Genomic DNA, 18,173 nt, shown 5'->3' with positions numbered 1-18,173 from the left:
CAAACATGACCCGCCCCGCGCTCAGCAGCCACCGCCGCATCACGGTCAAGATCGGGTCTGCCCTTCTGGTGGACCGCAAGAAGGGCCTGAAGCGCGAATGGCTTTCCGCGCTGGTCGATGACATTGCGGCACTCAATGCCGATGGCGTGGACGTGCTGGTGGTGTCGTCCGGGGCCATCGCGCTTGGCCGCACGATCCTCGGAATTGAACGGCGCACGCTCAAACTTGAGGAAAGCCAGGCTGCCGCCTCCGTCGGCCAGATCGCGCTCGCCGGCGCATGGGACGAGGAGCTGCGCAAGCGCGGGCTAAAATCCGGACAGATTTTGGTGACGCTCGGTGATACGGAAGAGCGCCGCCGCTATCTCAATGTGCGCGCCACCGTCTCCACCCTTCTCAAGATGGGCGTCGTTCCCGTCATCAACGAGAATGACACGGTCGCCACAAGCGAAATCCGCTATGGCGACAATGATCGCCTCGCCGCCCGCATCGCCACCATGCTCGGCGCAGACCTTCTGGTTCTCCTGTCCGATGTGGACGGGCTCTACACGGCCCCGCCGGCGAGCGACCCCGATGCCCGCTTTATCCCGGTGGTGGATGCCATCACGCCAGACATCGAGGCCATGGCCGGAGCTGCCGCTTCCGAGCTATCGCGCGGCGGCATGCGCACAAAGCTTGATGCAGGTCGCATCGCGACAGCGGCAGGCACAGCGATGGTGATCGCTTCGGGCACGCGGCTCAACCCGCTTGCGGCTATAGACAACGGCGCGCGCTCCACCCTCTTCAAGGCAAGCGACACCCCCGTTCGCGCCTACAAGACATGGATCGCCGGTCAGCTGGAGCCGGCGGGCTCGATCACGGTCGATGCCGGCGCGGTTCTGGCGCTTGCCGCAGGAAACTCGCTCCTGCCCATCGGCGTTACCCATGTTTCCGGCAGTTTCGCCCGCGGCGACACCGTGGCCATCCACGGCCCCGACGGGCGCGAAGTGGCGCGCGGGCTGGTTGCCTATGACGCGACTGATGCCGTAAGAATCGCCGGACTGAAAAGCGGCGACATTGCCGAAGTGCTCGGATATGAAGCGCGCGCTGCCATGGTGCACCGCGACGATCTGGTGACAACGACGCATGCGCGGAATCACCTGAAGGAAAAGGCGGAGGGTTGAATGCTGATGGAAAACAGGCAGGGCAGCGCGGACATTGCCGCGTTGATGAACGATCTCGGTGCGCGCGCCCGCGCCGCCGCCGGCCCGTTGTCCATCGCCACCCCGGATGAGAAGAACGCCGCGCTGGAAGCCATGGCCGAAGCGCTGACGCGCAATGAGGCGGCGATCCTCGAGGCCAACCGCGAAGACATGACGCGCGGCGAAGAGGCCGGCCTGTCGCCCGCCCTTCTCGACCGGCTTAAGCTCGATCCCGCGCGCATCGCCGGCATGGCCGAAGGCATCCGCGCCATAGCCGCGCTGAAAGACCCCATCGGCGACGTGATCGCCGCGTGGGAGCGTCCGAACGGTCTTCAGATCGAGCGCGTGCGCACGCCGCTCGGCGTCATCGGCGTCATTTATGAAAGCCGCCCCAACGTGACCGCCGATGCAGGCGCGCTCTGCCTCAAGGCCGGCAATGCGGTGATCCTGCGCGGCGGGTCCGATTCCGCCCGTTCGTCCGCCGCCATCCATGCCTGCCTCGTGGAGGGGCTGGAAAAGGCGGGTCTGCCGGCCGACGCAATCCAGCGTGTGCCGGTCACCGACCGCGCCGCCGTTGGCGAAATGCTGAAAGGCCTTGGCGGCAATGTCGACGTGATCGTCCCACGCGGTGGACGCAGCCTCGTCGAGCGCGTTCAGAGCGATGCACGCGTCCCGGTCTTTTCGCATCTGGAAGGCATCTGCCACCTTTATCTCGACCGCTCGGCCGAGACCGACATGGCGATTTCCATTGCCGTCAATGCCAAGATGCGGCGCACCGGCATCTGTGGCGCTGCCGAAACCCTGCTCGTGGATCGCGCCGCTGCCGACCGGCTTCTGGTTCCGGTTCTCTCCGCCCTGGAAGAGGCCGGCTGCGCCATTCGCGGCGATGAAGAGGTCTGCGCCCGCTTCGCCTCGGCCACGCCTGCCACAGACGAGGACTGGGGCACGGAGTATTTAGATGCCATCATCTCGGTAAGGCTGGTGGACGGCGTCGATGAAGCGATCCGCCATATCGCCACCTGGTCCTCGCACCACACCGAGGCGATCGTCGCGGAGGATGCACAAGCCGTCGAGCGCTTCTTCAACGAGATCGATTCGGCAATTCTGCTGCACAATGCCTCTACCCAGTTCGCCGATGGCGGGGAATTCGGCATGGGTGCCGAGATCGGCATCGCCACCGGCAAGATGCATGCGCGCGGGCCGGTCGGCGTCGAACAGCTCACCTCGTTCAAATACCGGGTTCGCGGCTCCGGCCAGACCCGGCCGTGAGCCCGGATGATTTGATGCCGGTGCCTGCTTCGCCTCCCTCTGTCCCGGCGCGCTATCTGCGCATGCCCCATGTGGAGCCTGGCATGGCTGTCGGGCTCTTCGGCGGGTCGTTCAACCCGCCCCATGCCGGCCACGCGCTGGTCGCCGAAATCGCCATGCGGAGGCTCAGGCTCGATCAGCTCTGGTGGATTGTCACGCCCGGCAATCCGCTGAAAAGCCACCGCGAGCTCGCGCCCCTTTCCGAGCGCATCGCGCTTTCTGAAAAATGCACCAGCGATCCGCGCGTCAAGGTGACCGCCTTCGAGGCCGGCCATCGCATCCGCTACACCGCAGACACGATAGACCTTGTTCAGATGCGCAATCGTGGCATCGATTTTGTCTGGATCATGGGGGCCGACAGCCTGCGCGACTTCCACCGCTGGGAGCGCTGGCGCCACATTGCCCGCTCCATGCCCATCGCGGTGATCGATCGCCCGGGCTCCACACTGGCCTTTCTCTCATCCACCATGGCCAAGACATTCGACCATGCCCGTATCGATGAGGACGACGCGCCAATTCTTGCTCGCAGCAGACCGCCTGCCTGGACATTCATCCACGGTCCCCGCTCCTCGCTGTCCTCGACGGCCATCAGAAATGCGGCGAAAGAGGCGCAGTAACCGCCAGGCTCCGTGAAAACATGTGATCGGCGATGTCTTGAAACTGTTAAGAGACTCTGCCTATCTATTGGGTACCGTTGGCGCGCGCGCCGACGGTGAGCTTGTTCTTATTGGAAAGGAAAGACACTGAGAACAGCAATGACGAAGAAGGCTGACGTGGTGCCTTCGCCGGCCGAGGCCAGTCGGAATCTGGTTTCTCAGGCCGTTGAAACAGCCCTCACGAGTCTGGAAGACTCCAAGGCGGAAAACATTATCTCCATCGACATCCAGGGCAAATCCCCGCTCGCCGATCATATGATCATCGCGTCGGGGCGCTCGCATCGCCATGTCGCGGCGGTGGCGGATCATCTTATCCGTGCACTCAAGGAGGCCGGTCTTGGCAATGCCAAGGTCGAAGGTCTGAGTGGCGCCGACTGGGTGTTGATCGATACGGGCGACATTGTCGTTCACGTCTTCCGTCCGGAAGTTCGGGAGTTTTACAACATCGAAAAGATGTGGCAGGCCCCCGATCTGGAGGATGAAACGGTTCACTGACCGCCGTCGGCAACGACGGCGCCCATGAGCCACCTCCGCCCACCGGGCAGAGAGGCTGGAATGCATATCGCGATTTGTGCCGTGGGCCGGATGAAGGCCGGCCCCGAGAGGGATTTGGCGGACCGTTATCTGGAGCGTTTCGCAAGGAGCGGCCCGGCTGTCGGCCTGGAGTTTTCCGGCGTCAGCGAGATCGCCGAAAGCCGCGCCAAATCCACCGACGAACGGCGGCGCGAGGAAAGCCGCAGGATCGCGCAGATGCGCCCGGACGGGGCAGCCCTTTTTCTGCTCGACGAGCGCGGCAGGAACCTGACGTCCCGACAGTTGAGCGAGGCAATCGCGGATTTGCGCGATCAGGGCCGGCGCAACCTCACCATTGTCATCGGCGGACCTGACGGGCATGACGCCGAATTGCGCCAGGCGGCGGACCGCACCATCGCCTTCGGCGCGCAGACATGGCCGCACCAGATCGTGCGTCTCATGTTGGCCGAACAGCTCTACCGGACGTCGACCATTCTTTCCGGTCATCCCTATCATCGCGATTGAGCGGTTTTTGACGGTGTTTTCACATCCGCGCATTGACATCCGGCAAAATACAACCAAAAATTGCATACGGCTGCCACATGGTTGATGTTTCCTTAAGGAAACTTGGACTATGCTGTCTCTGAATGACCTCCACCCCGCGTAGAACGGCAGACCAGGGATGAAGAAAGCGCTCGCGCCGCGCCCATATCTCGCCCGTCTCAGGACGGCCGCTACTGCTGCGGCCGTCTTCTGCGTTCTCCCTGCCCCTGCCCTTGCACAGGATGGAATTCAGGTCCTGGAGACCCAGCACAACAAGAGCCAGGTTGAGTTTCAGGACGTTAATCGAGAGATCGCCCTGACCGAAAAGCGGCTGGCCGAGATCGCCGCCGAAATCGATACGATCAAGAACGACAATGCCGCAATCACGGCAGCCCTCATCCAGGCAGCGAAGACGGAACGCAAGCTCAGCGAGGACATCGATACGATTTCGCTGCGCCTGACCAGGCTGCGGCATGAAGAGAGCTATCTGCGCGAATCGCTCCAGTCCCGGCGCGGCGTGCTGGCCGAGGTGCTCGGCGCGCTGCAGCGCATGGGCCTGAACCCGCCGCCGGCCATTCTCGTGCGCCCGGAGGATGCCCTCGCATCGGTGCGCAGCGCCATCCTTCTCGGTGCAGTCGTGCCTGAACTGCGCGCGGAAACGGAAATCCTGATCGGCGACCTGCGCGATCTTTCCCGCATCGTCACATCGATCGAGGGCGAGCGCGACAAACTTCAAAAAACCGTGACCGAACAGGCCGAGGAGAAGAAACGGCTCGCCCTGCTTCTGGATGAAAAGAAGCGTCTCCAGCAGGAAGCGGAGAACCGCATGGCAGCCGAGCAGCAGCAGGCAGAGGCACTGGCCGCGCGCGCCACCAGCCTGCAGGAGCTGATCGGATCGCTCGAGACGGAAATCTCCTCTCTGCGCAAGGCTGAAGCCGAGCGTGCGCGGCGGTTGAGCGAACCGACCTCGCCCGAAAACCGCCTTGGCGCCGGTGCGACATTTGCGAAACGTACCGGCGGGGTGGCCCTGCCCGTGTCGGGCCAGTTTGCAGCCCGGTTCGGCGAAGACGACGATACCGGCGCGCCACTTCAGGGCGACATTCTAAGAACACAATCCGGCGCAATCGTTACCGCACCTGCGGGGGCGACGGTACTGTACGCAGGGCCGTTCCGTTCCTATGGTCAGCTATTGATACTCAATGCCGGCGACGGTTATCATATCGTGCTTGCCGGCCTGGATAAGGTAAGCGTGAGGCTGGGGCAATCCGTTTTGGCGGGCGAACCAATCGGCATGATGGGGGAAGCTCGTCTGGCAAGCATCGCAGGCCCGGGGACCGAGGACGTTACACCCGAGCTGTATGTCGAGTTCAGGAAGAACGGAAAACCGATCGATCCTAAACCCTGGTGGGCTCCGGGACACTCTGGAAGGACAGGAAATGAAACGTAACTTGTCGCTATTGTTTGCCGGCGCCCTGGTGGGCGCATCCGCGGTTTCGCTTCTCCATGGTACGAGCGGCTTTTCGGCGAACGCCGCTGGTTCGGATACCTACCGGCAGCTTGCGATCTTCGGCGACATCTTCGAGCGCGTGCGCTCTCAGTATGTGACCCCGCCCGACGACAAGAAGCTGGTGGAGAGCGCCATCAACGGCATGCTCACCTCGCTTGATCCGCACTCGTCCTATCTCGACCCCGAAGCCGCCAAGGACATGCGGGTTCAGACCAAGGGCGAGTTCGGTGGCCTTGGCATTGAAGTGACCATGGACAATGAGCTCGTGAAGGTTGTCTCCCCCATCGACGACACACCCGCCTCGCGCGCCGGTGTTCTGGCCGGCGACCTGATCTCCGCAATCGACGGTGAAGAAGTGCGCGGCATGTCGCTCAACGACGCCGTCGACAAGATGCGCGGGCCGGTCAACACGCCGATCGAGCTCACCATTCTGCGCGAGGGCGCGGACAAGCCGATCGAACTGACGATCGTGCGCGACATCATCAAGGTAAAGGCCGTCAAGTTCCGCGTGGAAGAAGACGTCGGCTATCTGAAGATCACCTCCTTCACCGAGAAGACCTTCGATGACCTGATGAGCGCCATTGATACGATCAGCAAAGAGGTGCCGGACGACAAGCTGAAGGGCTATGTGCTCGATCTGCGTCTCAATCCGGGTGGCCTGCTCGATCAGGCGGTCAGCGTCTCCGATGCTTTCCTCGACCGCGGCGAGATCGTCTCGACGCGCGGACGCGAGGCCAACGACATCGCCCGTTTCGATTCGCGGCCTGGCGACGTGCTCAACGGCAAGCCTGTGATCGTGCTCATCAACGGCGGTTCGGCAAGTGCCTCCGAGATCGTTGCCGGCGCGCTGCAGGACCACCGCCGTGCCACGGTCCTCGGCACCCAGTCCTTCGGCAAGGGTTCGGTGCAGACCATCATCCCGCTCGGCGAGAATGGCGCCCTGCGCCTCACCACCGCGCTCTACTACACGCCGTCCGGCGAATCGATCCAGGGCAAGGGCATCACGCCCGACATCAAGGTCGATCAGCCGCTGCCCGAAGAGTTACAGGGTCGCGACCTGCGTCGGGGCGAATCGGACCTTCGCGGCCACATCAAGGGTGAGGAAGAGAATGAGGAAGGTTCCGGCTCGATCGCCTATGTCCCGCCGGATGCCAAGGACGACATGCAGCTCAATGCAGCGCTCGAACTGCTCCGCGGCGAAAAAACTGATCCCGCCTTTCCTCCAAATCCTGACAAAGCGGTCATGAATCAGTAAGTATCGAAGTGTCATCGCCGGTTTCGAACGAACCGGCGATGACATCCGGGCGACACAACACGCCGGTAAACCGAATTTCGCACGCGGCGATGCGCTTCGCGGCCTGAAATTTGGAATGACTGAACATTGGAGCGGCAATCCTTCAGCGAAGGAGATGACCGGTCTGGATTCTTGGCCCTCGGCCATCGTAACGGGTGGGTATGATTTCGGGGAACAGAGACATAGACCGGCCCCTTGGCCGCGATAGAAGGCCCGAAAAGCCGAAACGACGGGGCATCTTCACCACAGAACGCATATTGGTGAGCCTTGCCGTGATCGCCATTCTCGGCGTCTCCACCGCCGTTGCCCTGCGCGACCGCCCGTTCCGCACGCCCTCGGCAATCGCCGTAACGGAGCCGGTGGAGCAGACAATTGCCGAAGCGACGGCGCCGGAGCCCACGGCGGAAGCGCGGGAACAGGGCGCGCCGAACGCCTCGATCACGCGTCTTGGCCCAGAAGAACCCGCCAGCAACGGTGTCATCGTCATCCGCGATCCTTCGGCCATGGGGCAGCACCCGAGGCTTGCACATCTTCCCGACCGGGCCCTGATCGAGGAATCGGAAACGGGGCCGTTGCCCGTGCGCGATGCCGGTGGCCGCCGCCCGTTCGACGTCTATGCCCGTTCGTGGTCGGGCACCCGGGGCGCCAGGATCGCCGTCATCGTCGGCGGCCTGGGGCTTTCGCAGACAACCACGCAGGAAGCGATTGAAACGCTGCGCCCGGAAATCACGTTGGCCTTCGCGCCGGCCGGCAACAGTCTGGGCCGCTGGATGCAGGCCGCGCGCAAGGCAGGGCACGAGGTTGTTCTGCAGGTGCCAATGGAGCCCTTCGGCTACCCCGCGCCCAATCCGGGCCGCAACACGCTCACCGTGGATGCCTCGCCCGCGGAAAACCTGTCCCGCCTGCGCTGGGCACTTTCGCGCATCACCAACTATACCGGCGTCATGAACTATATGGGCGGGCGTTTCACCGCCGATTCGGAGCCCATGGGCGACATCATGGCCGAGCTGGGCAAGCGCGGGCTTATGTATATCGACGACGGCACATCCGCGCGCAGTGTTGCGCAGGACCTCGCGCTTCAGGAAGGGGTTCCCTTCGCCGCGTCCGACGTGCTGATCGACCCCACCGGAAACAGCCGCCGCCCAGAGCGTGGCGAGATCCTGAAGAAACTCGACGAACTGGAGCGTATCGCCCGCGCCAGAGGCTTTGCCATCGGCACGGGCTCGGCGTTCGATGAAACCATAGATACCGTGGCCGAATGGGCTGGCGAGGTCACCGCGCGCGGGATAGAACTCGTCCCGATCTCGGCCCTCGCCGCCGACCCACAGCCCCGATAGCATTGGAACCCCCAGCAATGGCCAGGAACAACATGTCCGCAGATGACCTGCCTTATCGCCCATGCGTTGGCATCATGGTGCTGAATGACAGGGGCCTCGCCTGGGCGGGCCGGCGCATCGTACAGCCGGATACCGACGAACTGTCCGGCGCAACGCAGCTCTGGCAGATGCCGCAGGGCGGTGTCGACAGGGGCGAGGACCCGCGCGAAGCGGCCTATCGCGAGCTCTACGAGGAAACCGGCATCAAGTCCGTCTCATTCCTCGCTGAAACGCCTGAATGGATCACCTACGATCTGCCCGAGCATCTCATCGGCGTAGCGCTCAAGGGCAAGTATCGCGGCCAGAAGCAGAAATGGTTCGCCTTCCGCTTCGAGGGGCAGGATACGGAGATTGCCATCAACCCCCCGCCCGGTGGCCACGAGGCCGAGTTCGACATGTGGGAATGGAAGCCCATGACGGACCTGCCGAAGCTGATCGTGCCGTTCAAGCGCAAGGTCTATGACAGCGTGGTCGACGCCTTCCGTCATCTGGCGCCCTGAAGCAGTCTCATCAAAACAATGCGCTGAGACCGCCAAGCCTGAAATCACCGTGCTCTCTCTGGGCAGGCACTCAATCCCCGACGATCACCGTCTGCCCGCGCACGGGCTCCCCGCGTTCCTGCAACACGCCATCGGCCCTGTAGTTCCGGAACTGGGCCGGCAGCCCTTCGCCGGCAGCGAGGTCCGGCGTGGTCTGCATGTGCATGTGCAGATGCGGTTCGGATGTGTTCCCGCTATTGCCGCAGCGGCCGATTTGCTGGCCGCTGCGCACGCGCTCACCAGCCTCGACCGTCACCGAGCCACGGCGCAGATGCGCAAGGAACACGAACTCCCCCTCTCCCAGGTCCAGCACCACATGATTGCCCGCCGGCCGCTGCGCGTCCGTCTCGCCGATGGCCTGATCGGGCAAACCGTCTACGCGTGCGACCACCGTTCCGTCTGCCGGCGCAAGGATCGTACGGTCCCAGCAATGGTAATCCGTCAGCCTGGCCCCGTCTCCGCTGTGCGATTTCCCGTCTTTGTGAACCACGAAGTCATAGGCAAAGCGCTGTGCCGGGTTCTCGGCGTGGTAGTTCTCCTCCAGAGTGCGGCCACCCCAGAAGACATACCACTCACCCTCGAAGGGCAGGCGAAGCGCGGCGCGTGTTTCGTAGTTGAGATACCCGGACTCAGCTTCCTCGGGCACACGCCGCACATAGAAGCCCTCGATATTATCGTCAGGGCCAAAACTCCATTGCCAGACGACATCCGCCCCGCTCGCATGGGTGGCGCGACGGCGATAGGTGCGGAGTGTGCTGCGACGCTCCGTCCGCTCATCGAGAATGTTCGTCTGCGGGCCGAATGTCAGCCTGACCGAAGCCTGGAAGCCCTTGAGATGATTGAGGCTGCCAAGCGCGGCCTGCATCTTGTCCGACATCCGTGACCAGACATCTTCCGCAGAACCCGTTTGAAAAACCTCGGTGAAGTGTCGGCCGTGCTGCAGTGTCCGGAGATCCGGTTCCTGAGCGTACACGCTACTGCCTGTCGCAACCGCGACAACACCGGGCAACAGGCCAGTCAGCTTGCGCATAATCATCGAAATCGCTCCAGATCACGGTCCGCGTTATTCTAGATCGCCGTGCGTCCATCCGGACGCACAAAGGACGATCTAAACTATTGATGGGGCATCGGAGTAGCCCGAAAACCGGATTCCACTTTTCGGTCCGATGCTCTAACCCGGCAATCTCATCTGACTGTTACATGCTCAAACGAAAAAAGCCGGGCGCTGGCCCGGCTTTTCCCTCAAACAAACGGCCAATCAGGCTGGAAGGATAGCGCCTTCCAGCGTCGTTAGCTGATGCAGGAACTCTTCGGCGCGCAGGCGCGTCTCGTGGTCCTTGGCGTCCTCGATATCCTCGCGGGCATCCTGGATGCGACGCGCAAGGTCTTCACGATTGATATCGTCCACATGCACTGCCGATTCGGCCAGAACGGTGCAGCTATCGGGAAGAATGTCGGCGAAGCCGCCGAAAACCACATAGCGTTCCGTTTTGCCGTCGGCAGCAACGGCCACCACGCCCGGCTTGATGCTGGTCATGGTCGGCGCGTGGGTCGCCATGACGGTCATTTCACCCTCGGTGCCGGGAATGACAACCGATTCGACATCCTGGGAAACCAGAAGCCGCTCGGGCGAGACCAGATCGAATTTGAAGGATTGAGCCATCGTGTCCTACCGGTTTGGCATGAAGGCGGGAGGTTCGTGCGAACCTCCCGGTCATTGCCTGGATCAGGCCGCTTCCGCTGCCAGCTTCTGGGCCTTCTCGACAGCCTGCTCGATCGTGCCGACCATGTAGAAAGCGGCCTCCGGCAGGTGATCGTACTCGCCGTTGCACAGCCCCTTGAACGAGCGGATCGTGTCTTCCAGATCAACGAACAGACCCGGCGCGCCGGTGAAGACCTCGGCCACGTGGAAGGGCTGCGACAGGAAGCGCTCGATCTTGCGGGCGCGGGCAACCGTGAGCTTGTCCTCTTCGGAAAGCTCGTCCATGCCGAGAATGGCGATGATGTCCTGCAGCGACTTGTAGCGCTGAAGAATCTCCTGCACCTGACGGGCCACCCGGTAGTGCTCTTCGCCGACAATCATCGGGTCGAGCATGCGCGAGGTGGAGTCCAGCGGATCCACGGCCGGGTAGATACCCTTTTCCGAAATGGCGCGGTTCAACACGGTCGTTGCGTCCAGGTGGGCGAACGAGGTTGCCGGCGCCGGGTCGGTCAGGTCGTCGGCGGGCACGTAAATGGCCTGCACCGAGGTGATCGAACCCTTGGTGGTCGTGGTGATGCGTTCCTGCAGGGCGCCCATGTCGGTCGCCAGCGTCGGCTGATAACCCACGGCCGAAGGAATACGGCCGAGAAGCGCCGACACCTCGGAACCCGCCTGCGTGAAGCGGAAGATGTTGTCGACGAAGAACAGAACGTCCTGGCCCTGGTCGCGGAAGTGCTCGGCAACCGTCAGGCCGGTCAGAGCAACGCGGGCGCGCGCGCCGGGCGGCTCGTTCATCTGGCCGAACACGAGGGCGCACTTGGAGCCTTCGGTGGAGCCGTCATTCTTTGCCGGGTCCTTGTTCACGCCGGACTCGATCATCTCGTGGTAGAGATCGTTGCCCTCACGGGTACGCTCACCAACGCCGGCGAACACGGAGTAACCGCCATGCGCCTTGGCGACGTTGTTGATCAGTTCCTGAATGAGAACCGTCTTGCCAACGCCGGCGCCGCCGAACAGGCCGATCTTGCCGCCCTTGGCGTAAGGAGCCAGCAGGTCCACAACCTTGATGCCCGTGACGAGAATTTCGGCTTCGGTGGACTGGTCCACATAGTCGGGAGCCGGCTGGTGGATGGCGCGGGTGCCGTCGCCCTTCACCGGGCCGGCTTCGTCGATGGCCTCGCCGACCACGTTCATGATGCGGCCGAGCGTGGCGTCACCGACCGGAACCGCAATCGGGTTGCCCGTGTCGCGCACTTCCATGCCGCGAACCAGACCCTCGGTGGAGTCCATGGCGATGCAGCGGACCGTGTTCTCGCCGAGATGCTGCGCCACCTCGAGCACAAGGCGGTTGCCTTGGTTCTCGGTCTCCAGCGCGTTCAGGATCGCCGGCAAGTTATCCTCGAACTGCACGTCAACCACGGCGCCGATAACCTGACGGATCGTGCCGGCCGCGCCGGTTGCTTTCTTTGCTGCGGTGCTGCGGGTGGAAGCCGTCTTGCGTGCCGGAGCCGCCTTCTTTGCGGCAGTCGCGGACGCCGTCTTCGGGGTCGCTGCTTTGGCCATGTTCGTTTAACCTCTTCGGTCCGTTAGAGCGCTTCCGCGCCCGAAATGATTTCGATCAGTTCCTTGGTGATCTGCGCCTGGCGCTGGCGGTTGTAGGTGATCGACAGCTTGTCGATCATCTCGCCTGCGTTGCGCGTCGCGCTGTCCATGGCGGTCATCTTGGCGCCCATCTCACCGGCTGCGTTCTCAAGGAGCGCGCGGAAGATCTGCACCGAGATGTTGCGCGGGATGAGATCAGCGAGGATGGAAGCCGCATCCGGCTCATATTCGTACACCGCGTCCGAACCTTCGCCGGCGTCCTCTGTGGGAACGGCTGCGGGGATGATCTGCAGCGCGGTCGGCACCTGAGACATCACCGACTGGAATTCGGAGTAGAACAGCGTGCAGATGTCGAACTCGCCCTTCTCGAACAGGCCGATCACCTGACGGGCGATCTCATGCGCGTTCTCGAAGCCGATCTTCTTCACCTCGCGCAGGTCCACGCGATCGATGATCAGGTCGCCATGGTCACGGCGCAGGATGTCGTAACCCTTCTTGCCGACGCAGAGCACCTTCACGGTCTTGCCGTCCCGCAGAAGTGCGCGGATGTGCTCGCGTGCCTTCTTGGCGATCTGGCTGTTGAAGCCGCCGCAAAGGCCGCGCTCGGCCGTGGCGACGACCAGAAGATGCACGTCGTCCTTACCGGTGCCGGCCATCAGCGGCGGCGCGTCGGTTCCCGACACGGCGCCGGCAATGTTGGCGAGCACGGTTCCCATGCGTTCGGCATAGGGCCGCGCAGCCTCGGCCGCCTCCTGGGCGCGCTTCAGTTTCGCCGCGGCGACCATCTGCATCGCCTTGGTGATTTTCTGCGTCGCCTTGACCGAGGCGATCCGGTTGCGAAGTTCCTTGAGGGAAGCCATGCTCGCTCAGCCTCAGGCGAAGTTCTTGGCGAATGCGTCGATCTGTGCCTTGAGCTTCTCACGCAGATCGTCGGAAAGCGCCTTTTCCTTGCGGATCGCTTCCAGCACGTCCTTGCCATCCGCACGCATGTGCGAAAGCAGGCCCTGCTCGAAACGGGTGACATCGCCAAGCGGCAGCTTGTCGAGGTAGCCATTCACACCGGCAAAGATCACGGCAACCTGCTCTTCCGTCTTCAGCGGCGAGAACTGCGGCTGCTTCAGGAGTTCGGTCAGGCGTGCACCGCGGTTGAGCAGGCGCTGGGTCGAGGCGTCGAGGTCAGAACCGAACTGCGCGAACGCAGCCATTTCACGGTACTGGGCGAGCTCACCCTTAATGGAACCGGCAACCTGCTTCATGGCCTTGATCTGGGCTGCGGAGCCGACGCGCGACACCGACAGACCTACGTTCACAGCCGGGCGGATACCCTGGAAGAACAGGTTGGTCTCGAGGAAGATCTGACCGTCGGTGATCGAGATCACGTTGGTCGGAATGTAGGCCGACACGTCGTTCGCCTGCGTCTCGATGACCGGCAGAGCCGTGAGCGAACCGGCGCCCTGCTCGTCGTTCATCTTCGCCGCGCGCTCGAGCAGGCGGGAGTGCAGGTAGAACACGTCACCCGGATAAGCTTCACGGCCCGGCGGGCGGCGCAGCAGAAGCGACATCTGACGGTAAGCAACGGCCTGCTTGGACAGATCGTCATAGGCGATCACGGCATGCTTGCCATTGTCGCGGAAATATTCGCCCATGGCGCAGCCGGCAAACGGAGCCAGGAACTGCATCGGAGCGGCGTCGGAAGCGGTTGCGGCGACGATGATCGAGTATTCGAGAGCGCCGCGCTCTTCCAGAACCTTCACCAGCTGTGCAACCGTGGAGCGCTTCTGGCCAACGGCGACATAGACGCAGTAGAGCTTCTGGCTCTCGTCGTCACCGTCGTTGAGCGGCTTCTGGTTGAGGAAGGTGTCGAGAACGATGGCGGTCTTGCCGGTCTGGCGGTCGCCAATGATCAGCTCGCGCTGGCCGCGGCCAATCGGGATCAGGGCGTCAACGGACTTCAGACCGGTCGACATCGGCTCGTGAACCGACTTGCGGGGAATGATGCCCGGCGCCTTCACGTCGACGCGGCGACGCTCTTTTGCCTTGATCGGGCCCTTGCCGTCGATCGGGTTGCCGAGCGCGTCAACAACGCGGCCGAGCAGCTCCGGACCGACCGGAACGTCCACGATGGCGCCGGTACGCTTCACCGTGTCGCCTTCCTTAATGTCACGGTCGCTACCGAAGATAACGACGCCGACATTGTCGACTTCCAGGTTGAGCGCCATGCCGCGGATGCCGCCGGGGAACTCCACCATCTCACCGGCCTGGACATTGTCCAGACCATAGACGCGGGCAATGCCGTCGCCCACGGAGAGCACCTGGCCAACTTCTGAAACTTCGGCTTCCTTGCCGAAGTTCTTTATCTGATCCTTCAGAATTGCGGAAATTTCCGCCGCACGGATGTCCATCAGCCGACCTCTTTCAGTGCAAGCTTGAGCGAATTGAGTTTGGTTTTGAGCGATGTGTCGATCTGGCGCGAGCCCATCTTGACCACCAGCCCGCCGAGAATGGAGGGATCAACGGAAACGTTGATCGAAACGTCCTTGCCGGCCACTGCTTTGAGGGCGGCCTTCAGTTCCTTCTCCTGCGTCGCGTTGAGCGCATGTGCTGCGGTCACGTCCGCCGTCGTCTCACCGCGATCTTCTGCGGCAATGTGGCGGAATGCGCGGATCATCTGCGGAACGGCGAACAAACGCCGGTTCTTCGCAACGACACGCAGAAAATTGCCGACCAGACCCGTGATCTTGGCCTTGTCGAGAACGGCGCTGATCGCCTTCAGCTGGTCATCAGCCGAGAACACGGGGCTCTCGACGAGACGCTGCAGGTCGTCGCTGCCTTCAAGAAGTTTCTCGAAACGGTCGAGGTCGGTCTCGACTGTGGAAATCGCCTTGGCTTCCTTCGCCAGTTCGAAAAGCGAACCAGCGTAGCGCCCTGCCATTCCGGAAATCATGGAGCCAGATTGTGCCACGGGATGGTCATCTCTCACGCCTAGAAGGCCACAAGATTTTCTGCTGGAGCGCCAGGCTCGGGCTAAATCTCTGACCTGATTGAATTTTTCCCCTCGCAAAAAGACATGGGACATGCCCTTCTGCCGAAAGCCGATTGCCGTCTAGCACAGGCTTCCGAGAGTCGCAACACGCATAGCCCCCGGCAAACCGGCTGCTTTGTCGCAGTTTCGACGCATTTTTGATCCGTCAGGCGACGAATCCCATCACAAAAGCCAGCGGCAGCACCGCCAGAATGAGCGACAGGAGCAGAAACAGCCAGCTATAAAGCGCCTTCGCACCATCCGAGAGCATCGAGATCACACAGCCGAAAACCGACACGGCCCACGCCGCCCCCAGCGCCAGATAGATGAAGGGCTGCGCCAGCATCATCGCCGCCAGCCCGAAGCCGATGTAGAAACCGCCGATGATGGCGCGCGGCACGACCAGCATTTCGGTGCGCTCCGCCGCCGGCTGCAGCCGGAATAGGCGCAGGGCCAGCCTGGGCATGAACATGACGAACAGGCCGATGAAGATCGTCACCGCCGCCGCCGACCATGCCAGCCATTCGCCCTGGGTTACCGGCCATGGAAAGGAGAACTGCATCTGAAACCCCCGTTTGCGGATTGCGACCCGAAAAAGGCCTATTTCAAGCTTCGGCTCTCTTATCCTGTTTCAACCCTCGCGCGGCATAGCGGACCTGCCACACTTCACAGAAAACTCTGCGGATCGATATCCACCTGCACCCGCACCGAGCCGCGCGGCCTCGGTCCCGCCTTGATCATGTCACGCAGAAAGCCCTGAATGTCCGCTCGGCGCGTGCCCTGCACGAGAAGCCGGAACCGGTGCCGGCCGGCAACCAGCGCCAGCGGCGCCTCCGCTGGCCCCAGCACATCCACTTCATCGGCCCTTGGTGCCGCACGCCGCAGCGCGCGTGCATGGCTTTCGGCCTCCTGCCGCGTGGCCGCACTCACGATGATGCCGGCAAGCCTGCCAAATGGCGGAAGCCCCGCCCGTTCCCGCTCGGCCGTCTCGCGCTCGTAAAACGCCTCCGCATCTCCCGTCACGATCGCCCGCATCACCGGGTGCTCCGGCTGATAGGTTTGCAACAGGCCGAGGCTCTTTCGCCCCGTGCGGCCGGCACGCCCCGTCACCTGCGCCAGAAGCTGAAAGGTGCGCTCCGCCGCGCGCGGGTCGCCATTGGCAAGGCCGAGATCCGCATCCACCACCCCCACCAGCGTCATGCCGGGGAAATTGTGCCCCTTGGCCACAAGCTGCGTGCCGATGATGATGTCCGCCTCGCCCTTGGCAATGGCTTCCAGTTCCAGCCGCAGCCGCTTCACGCCCCCCATCATGTCGGAGGAGAGCATGATGGTGCGCGCATCGGGAAAAAGCTGATCCACCTCTTCGGTGATTCGCTCCACCCCCGGCCCGCAGGCCACCAGATGATCGAGCGTGCCGCATTCCGGGCACGCTTCCGGGCGCGGCTCGTTGTAGCCGCAGTGATGGCAGACAAGCTGCCGCCGAAAGCGATGTTCCACCAGCCAGCTCGAACAGTCCGGACATTGAAACCGATGCCCGCACACCCGGCACAGCGTGAGCGGCGCATAGCCGCGTCTGTTCAGGAACAGAAGCGACTGCTCGCCCCGCGCCAGCGTCTTCTTCATCTCCTCGATGAGCACCGGCGAGAGAAACCCGCCACGCTCTGGCGCCGCCTTGCGCATGTCTATGGTGGCAAGATCCGGCAACGCCGCATCGGCAAAGCGCGAGGAAAGCACGATCCGCTCATAGCGGCCCTGATTGGCATTGACCCGGCTTTCAAGCGATGGCGTTGCAGACGCAAGCACCACCGGAAAGCCGCCGATATGCCCCCGCACCACGCCCATGTCGCGCGCATTGTAGAAAACACGGTCTTCCTGCTTGTAGGCCGGATCGTGCTCCTCATCGATCACGATCAGGCCAAGCTCGCGAAAGGGCAGGAAAAGCGCCGAGCGCGCACCCGCCACCACGCGCAATTGCCCTTCCGCGACCTGCCGCCAGACCCGCTCGCGTTTCTTCGGCGCAAGGTCGGAGTGCCATTCGGCGGGCTTCGCACCGAACCGGTCGTGAAAGCGTTCCAGAAAGGCCTGCGTCAGCGCGATTTCGGGAATGAGGATCAAAACCTGCTTGCCCCGTTCCAGCGCCGCAGCCACCGCTTCGAAATAGACTTCCGTCTTGCCCGATCCCGTTACGCCGTCGATCAGCGTCACGCTAAAGGCATCGGTGCCGGCCTTTTCCCGCAAACGATCCGCCGCTTCCGCCTGACCGTCGGTCAGCGTCGCGCGTCCGAATACCGGGTCGGGCGCGGCCACAACGGGGCGCGGCGGGATCGAAACCGTTTCGAACACGCCCTGCGTGCGCAAGCCCTCGATCACGCTGGAGGAGACGCCAGCGGCATGGGCAAGCCCCGCCTTGGTCCATGCCTGGCCGTCGGCGGCCATTTCCAGCACGCGTTCGCGGGCTGCCGTCAGCCGGTCGGGGCCCATGCCCTCCACAAGCCGCAGCCCCTCGGTCGGCGGTTCGGGATCGAACGCCGCCGGCGCACGCAGCAGCATGCGCGCCACCATACCGGGCGGCGAAAGCGTATAGCTCGCCACCCAGTCGACGAACCGGCGCATCTCTTCGGGGATCGGCGGACAGTCGAAGACCCCGGCAATGGCCCGAAGCCTTTTCGCCGCCACCGCCTCGCCCGGCCCGTCCCAGACAATCCCCGCCACCTCGCGCGGCCCCAAAGGCACGCGCACGATCGAGCCCGGCTCCACGCGCATGCCATCCGGCACCGCATAGGAGTAGGGTCGCTCGGCCGGCATCGGCACCATGACCGGAACAACGGAGCTCATTGGCGAATCTTTTGTCATCGGGCGTGACCTTGCCCTGTTCTTGCATTAGAGCAAAGACCGAACATATGGAGGATGAGTGTGCATCCTCTCAATCCCCG

17 protein-coding genes are annotated in these 18,173 nt (G+C 63.1%); 9 read left to right on the top strand and 8 right to left on the bottom strand.

Annotated features, from left to right (window positions below; genetic code table 11):
- Positions 1 to 5 precede the first annotated feature (5 nt).
- The 9 genes from proB to AC07E3_RS03600 all read left to right on the top strand — a co-directional run bounded on the left by proB (position 6) and on the right by AC07E3_RS03600 (position 8,875).
- Positions 6 to 1,160, top strand: coding sequence for a glutamate 5-kinase (proB, locus tag AC07E3_RS03640; RefSeq protein ID WP_478360322.1), 1,155 nt, complete (start codon positions 6 to 8; stop codon positions 1,158 to 1,160).
- Positions 1,161 to 2,447 carry a glutamate-5-semialdehyde dehydrogenase gene (locus tag AC07E3_RS03635; RefSeq protein WP_478360321.1) on the top strand — a complete coding sequence of 429 codons (1,287 nt, stop codon included), beginning with the start codon at positions 1,161 to 1,163 and terminating at the stop codon, positions 2,445 to 2,447.
- Between the two features lie 14 nt (positions 2,448 to 2,461).
- Positions 2,462 to 3,103 (top strand): nicotinate-nucleotide adenylyltransferase, encoded by a 642-nt coding sequence (locus AC07E3_RS03630; protein WP_255606394.1) that lies wholly within the window; start codon positions 2,462 to 2,464, stop codon positions 3,101 to 3,103.
- Positions 3,104 to 3,241: 138 nt separating this feature from the next.
- Positions 3,242 to 3,637 carry a ribosome silencing factor gene (gene rsfS / locus AC07E3_RS03625; RefSeq protein ID WP_007009225.1) on the top strand — a complete coding sequence of 132 codons (396 nt, stop codon included), beginning with the start codon at positions 3,242 to 3,244 and terminating at the stop codon, positions 3,635 to 3,637.
- 60 nt (positions 3,638 to 3,697) lie between these two features.
- A complete protein-coding gene (gene rlmH / locus AC07E3_RS03620; RefSeq protein WP_336069982.1) occupies positions 3,698 to 4,180 on the top strand; it encodes a 23S rRNA (pseudouridine(1915)-N(3))-methyltransferase RlmH in 483 nt (160 codons plus the stop codon).
- A gap of 157 nt (positions 4,181 to 4,337) precedes the next feature.
- Positions 4,338 to 5,645, top strand: a complete 1,308-nt coding sequence (locus AC07E3_RS03615; protein WP_336069980.1) for a murein hydrolase activator EnvC family protein — start codon at positions 4,338 to 4,340, stop codon at positions 5,643 to 5,645.
- Positions 5,635 to 6,960: a S41 family peptidase gene (locus tag AC07E3_RS03610; protein ID WP_336069978.1), complete on the top strand. Its 1,326-nt coding sequence runs from the start codon at positions 5,635 to 5,637 to the stop codon at positions 6,958 to 6,960. Before AC07E3_RS03615 ends, AC07E3_RS03610 begins: the two co-directional genes overlap by 11 nt.
- A 200-nt stretch (positions 6,961 to 7,160) precedes the next feature.
- Positions 7,161 to 8,336, top strand: a complete 1,176-nt coding sequence (locus AC07E3_RS03605; RefSeq protein WP_478360320.1) for a divergent polysaccharide deacetylase family protein — start codon at positions 7,161 to 7,163, stop codon at positions 8,334 to 8,336.
- A gap of 17 nt (positions 8,337 to 8,353) precedes the next feature.
- A complete protein-coding gene (locus AC07E3_RS03600; RefSeq protein WP_336069973.1) occupies positions 8,354 to 8,875 on the top strand; it encodes an RNA pyrophosphohydrolase in 522 nt (173 codons plus the stop codon).
- A 70-nt stretch (positions 8,876 to 8,945) separates the two neighbouring features.
- On the opposite strand, the gene AC07E3_RS03595 is transcribed toward AC07E3_RS03600, so the two are convergent.
- From AC07E3_RS03595 to AC07E3_RS03560, 8 genes are all read right to left on the bottom strand, one after another.
- Entirely contained in the window at positions 8,946 to 9,791 is an 846-nt protein-coding gene (locus tag AC07E3_RS03595) for a M23 family metallopeptidase (RefSeq protein ID WP_478360319.1), read from the bottom strand.
- Positions 9,792 to 10,172: 381 nt separating this feature from the next.
- Entirely contained in the window at positions 10,173 to 10,577 is a 405-nt protein-coding gene (locus tag AC07E3_RS03590) for a F0F1 ATP synthase subunit epsilon (protein WP_336069967.1), read from the bottom strand.
- 63 nt (positions 10,578 to 10,640) lie between these two features.
- A complete protein-coding gene (gene atpD, locus AC07E3_RS03585; protein WP_336069965.1) occupies positions 10,641 to 12,179 on the bottom strand; it encodes a F0F1 ATP synthase subunit beta in 1,539 nt (512 codons plus the stop codon).
- Between the two features lie 23 nt (positions 12,180 to 12,202).
- Positions 12,203 to 13,078 (bottom strand): F0F1 ATP synthase subunit gamma, encoded by an 876-nt coding sequence (locus AC07E3_RS03580; RefSeq protein ID WP_349365966.1) that lies wholly within the window; start codon positions 13,076 to 13,078, stop codon positions 12,203 to 12,205.
- A 12-nt stretch (positions 13,079 to 13,090) separates the two neighbouring features.
- The gene (gene atpA, locus AC07E3_RS03575; RefSeq protein ID WP_223005511.1) at positions 13,091 to 14,620 is read right to left on the bottom strand and encodes a F0F1 ATP synthase subunit alpha; all 1,530 of its coding nucleotides are present in this window, start codon (positions 14,618 to 14,620) and stop codon (positions 13,091 to 13,093) included.
- A complete protein-coding gene (locus AC07E3_RS03570; protein WP_336069957.1) occupies positions 14,620 to 15,180 on the bottom strand; it encodes a F0F1 ATP synthase subunit delta in 561 nt (186 codons plus the stop codon). Before AC07E3_RS03570 ends, atpA begins: the two co-directional genes overlap by 1 nt.
- Before the next feature lie 226 nt (positions 15,181 to 15,406).
- Positions 15,407 to 15,802, bottom strand: coding sequence for an AGROH133_08824 family phage infection protein (locus tag AC07E3_RS03565; RefSeq protein WP_478360318.1), 396 nt, complete (start codon positions 15,800 to 15,802; stop codon positions 15,407 to 15,409).
- Between the two features lie 104 nt (positions 15,803 to 15,906).
- Positions 15,907 to 18,093, bottom strand: a complete 2,187-nt coding sequence (locus AC07E3_RS03560) for a primosomal protein N' (protein WP_478360317.1) — start codon at positions 18,091 to 18,093, stop codon at positions 15,907 to 15,909.
- Positions 18,094 to 18,173: the final 80 nt, after the last annotated feature.

This window comes from Nitratireductor lacus (genome assembly GCF_056431025.1).
The sequence above is the reverse complement of the archived record's forward strand: the minus strand, read 5'-3'. Positions and strand labels throughout refer to the sequence as shown.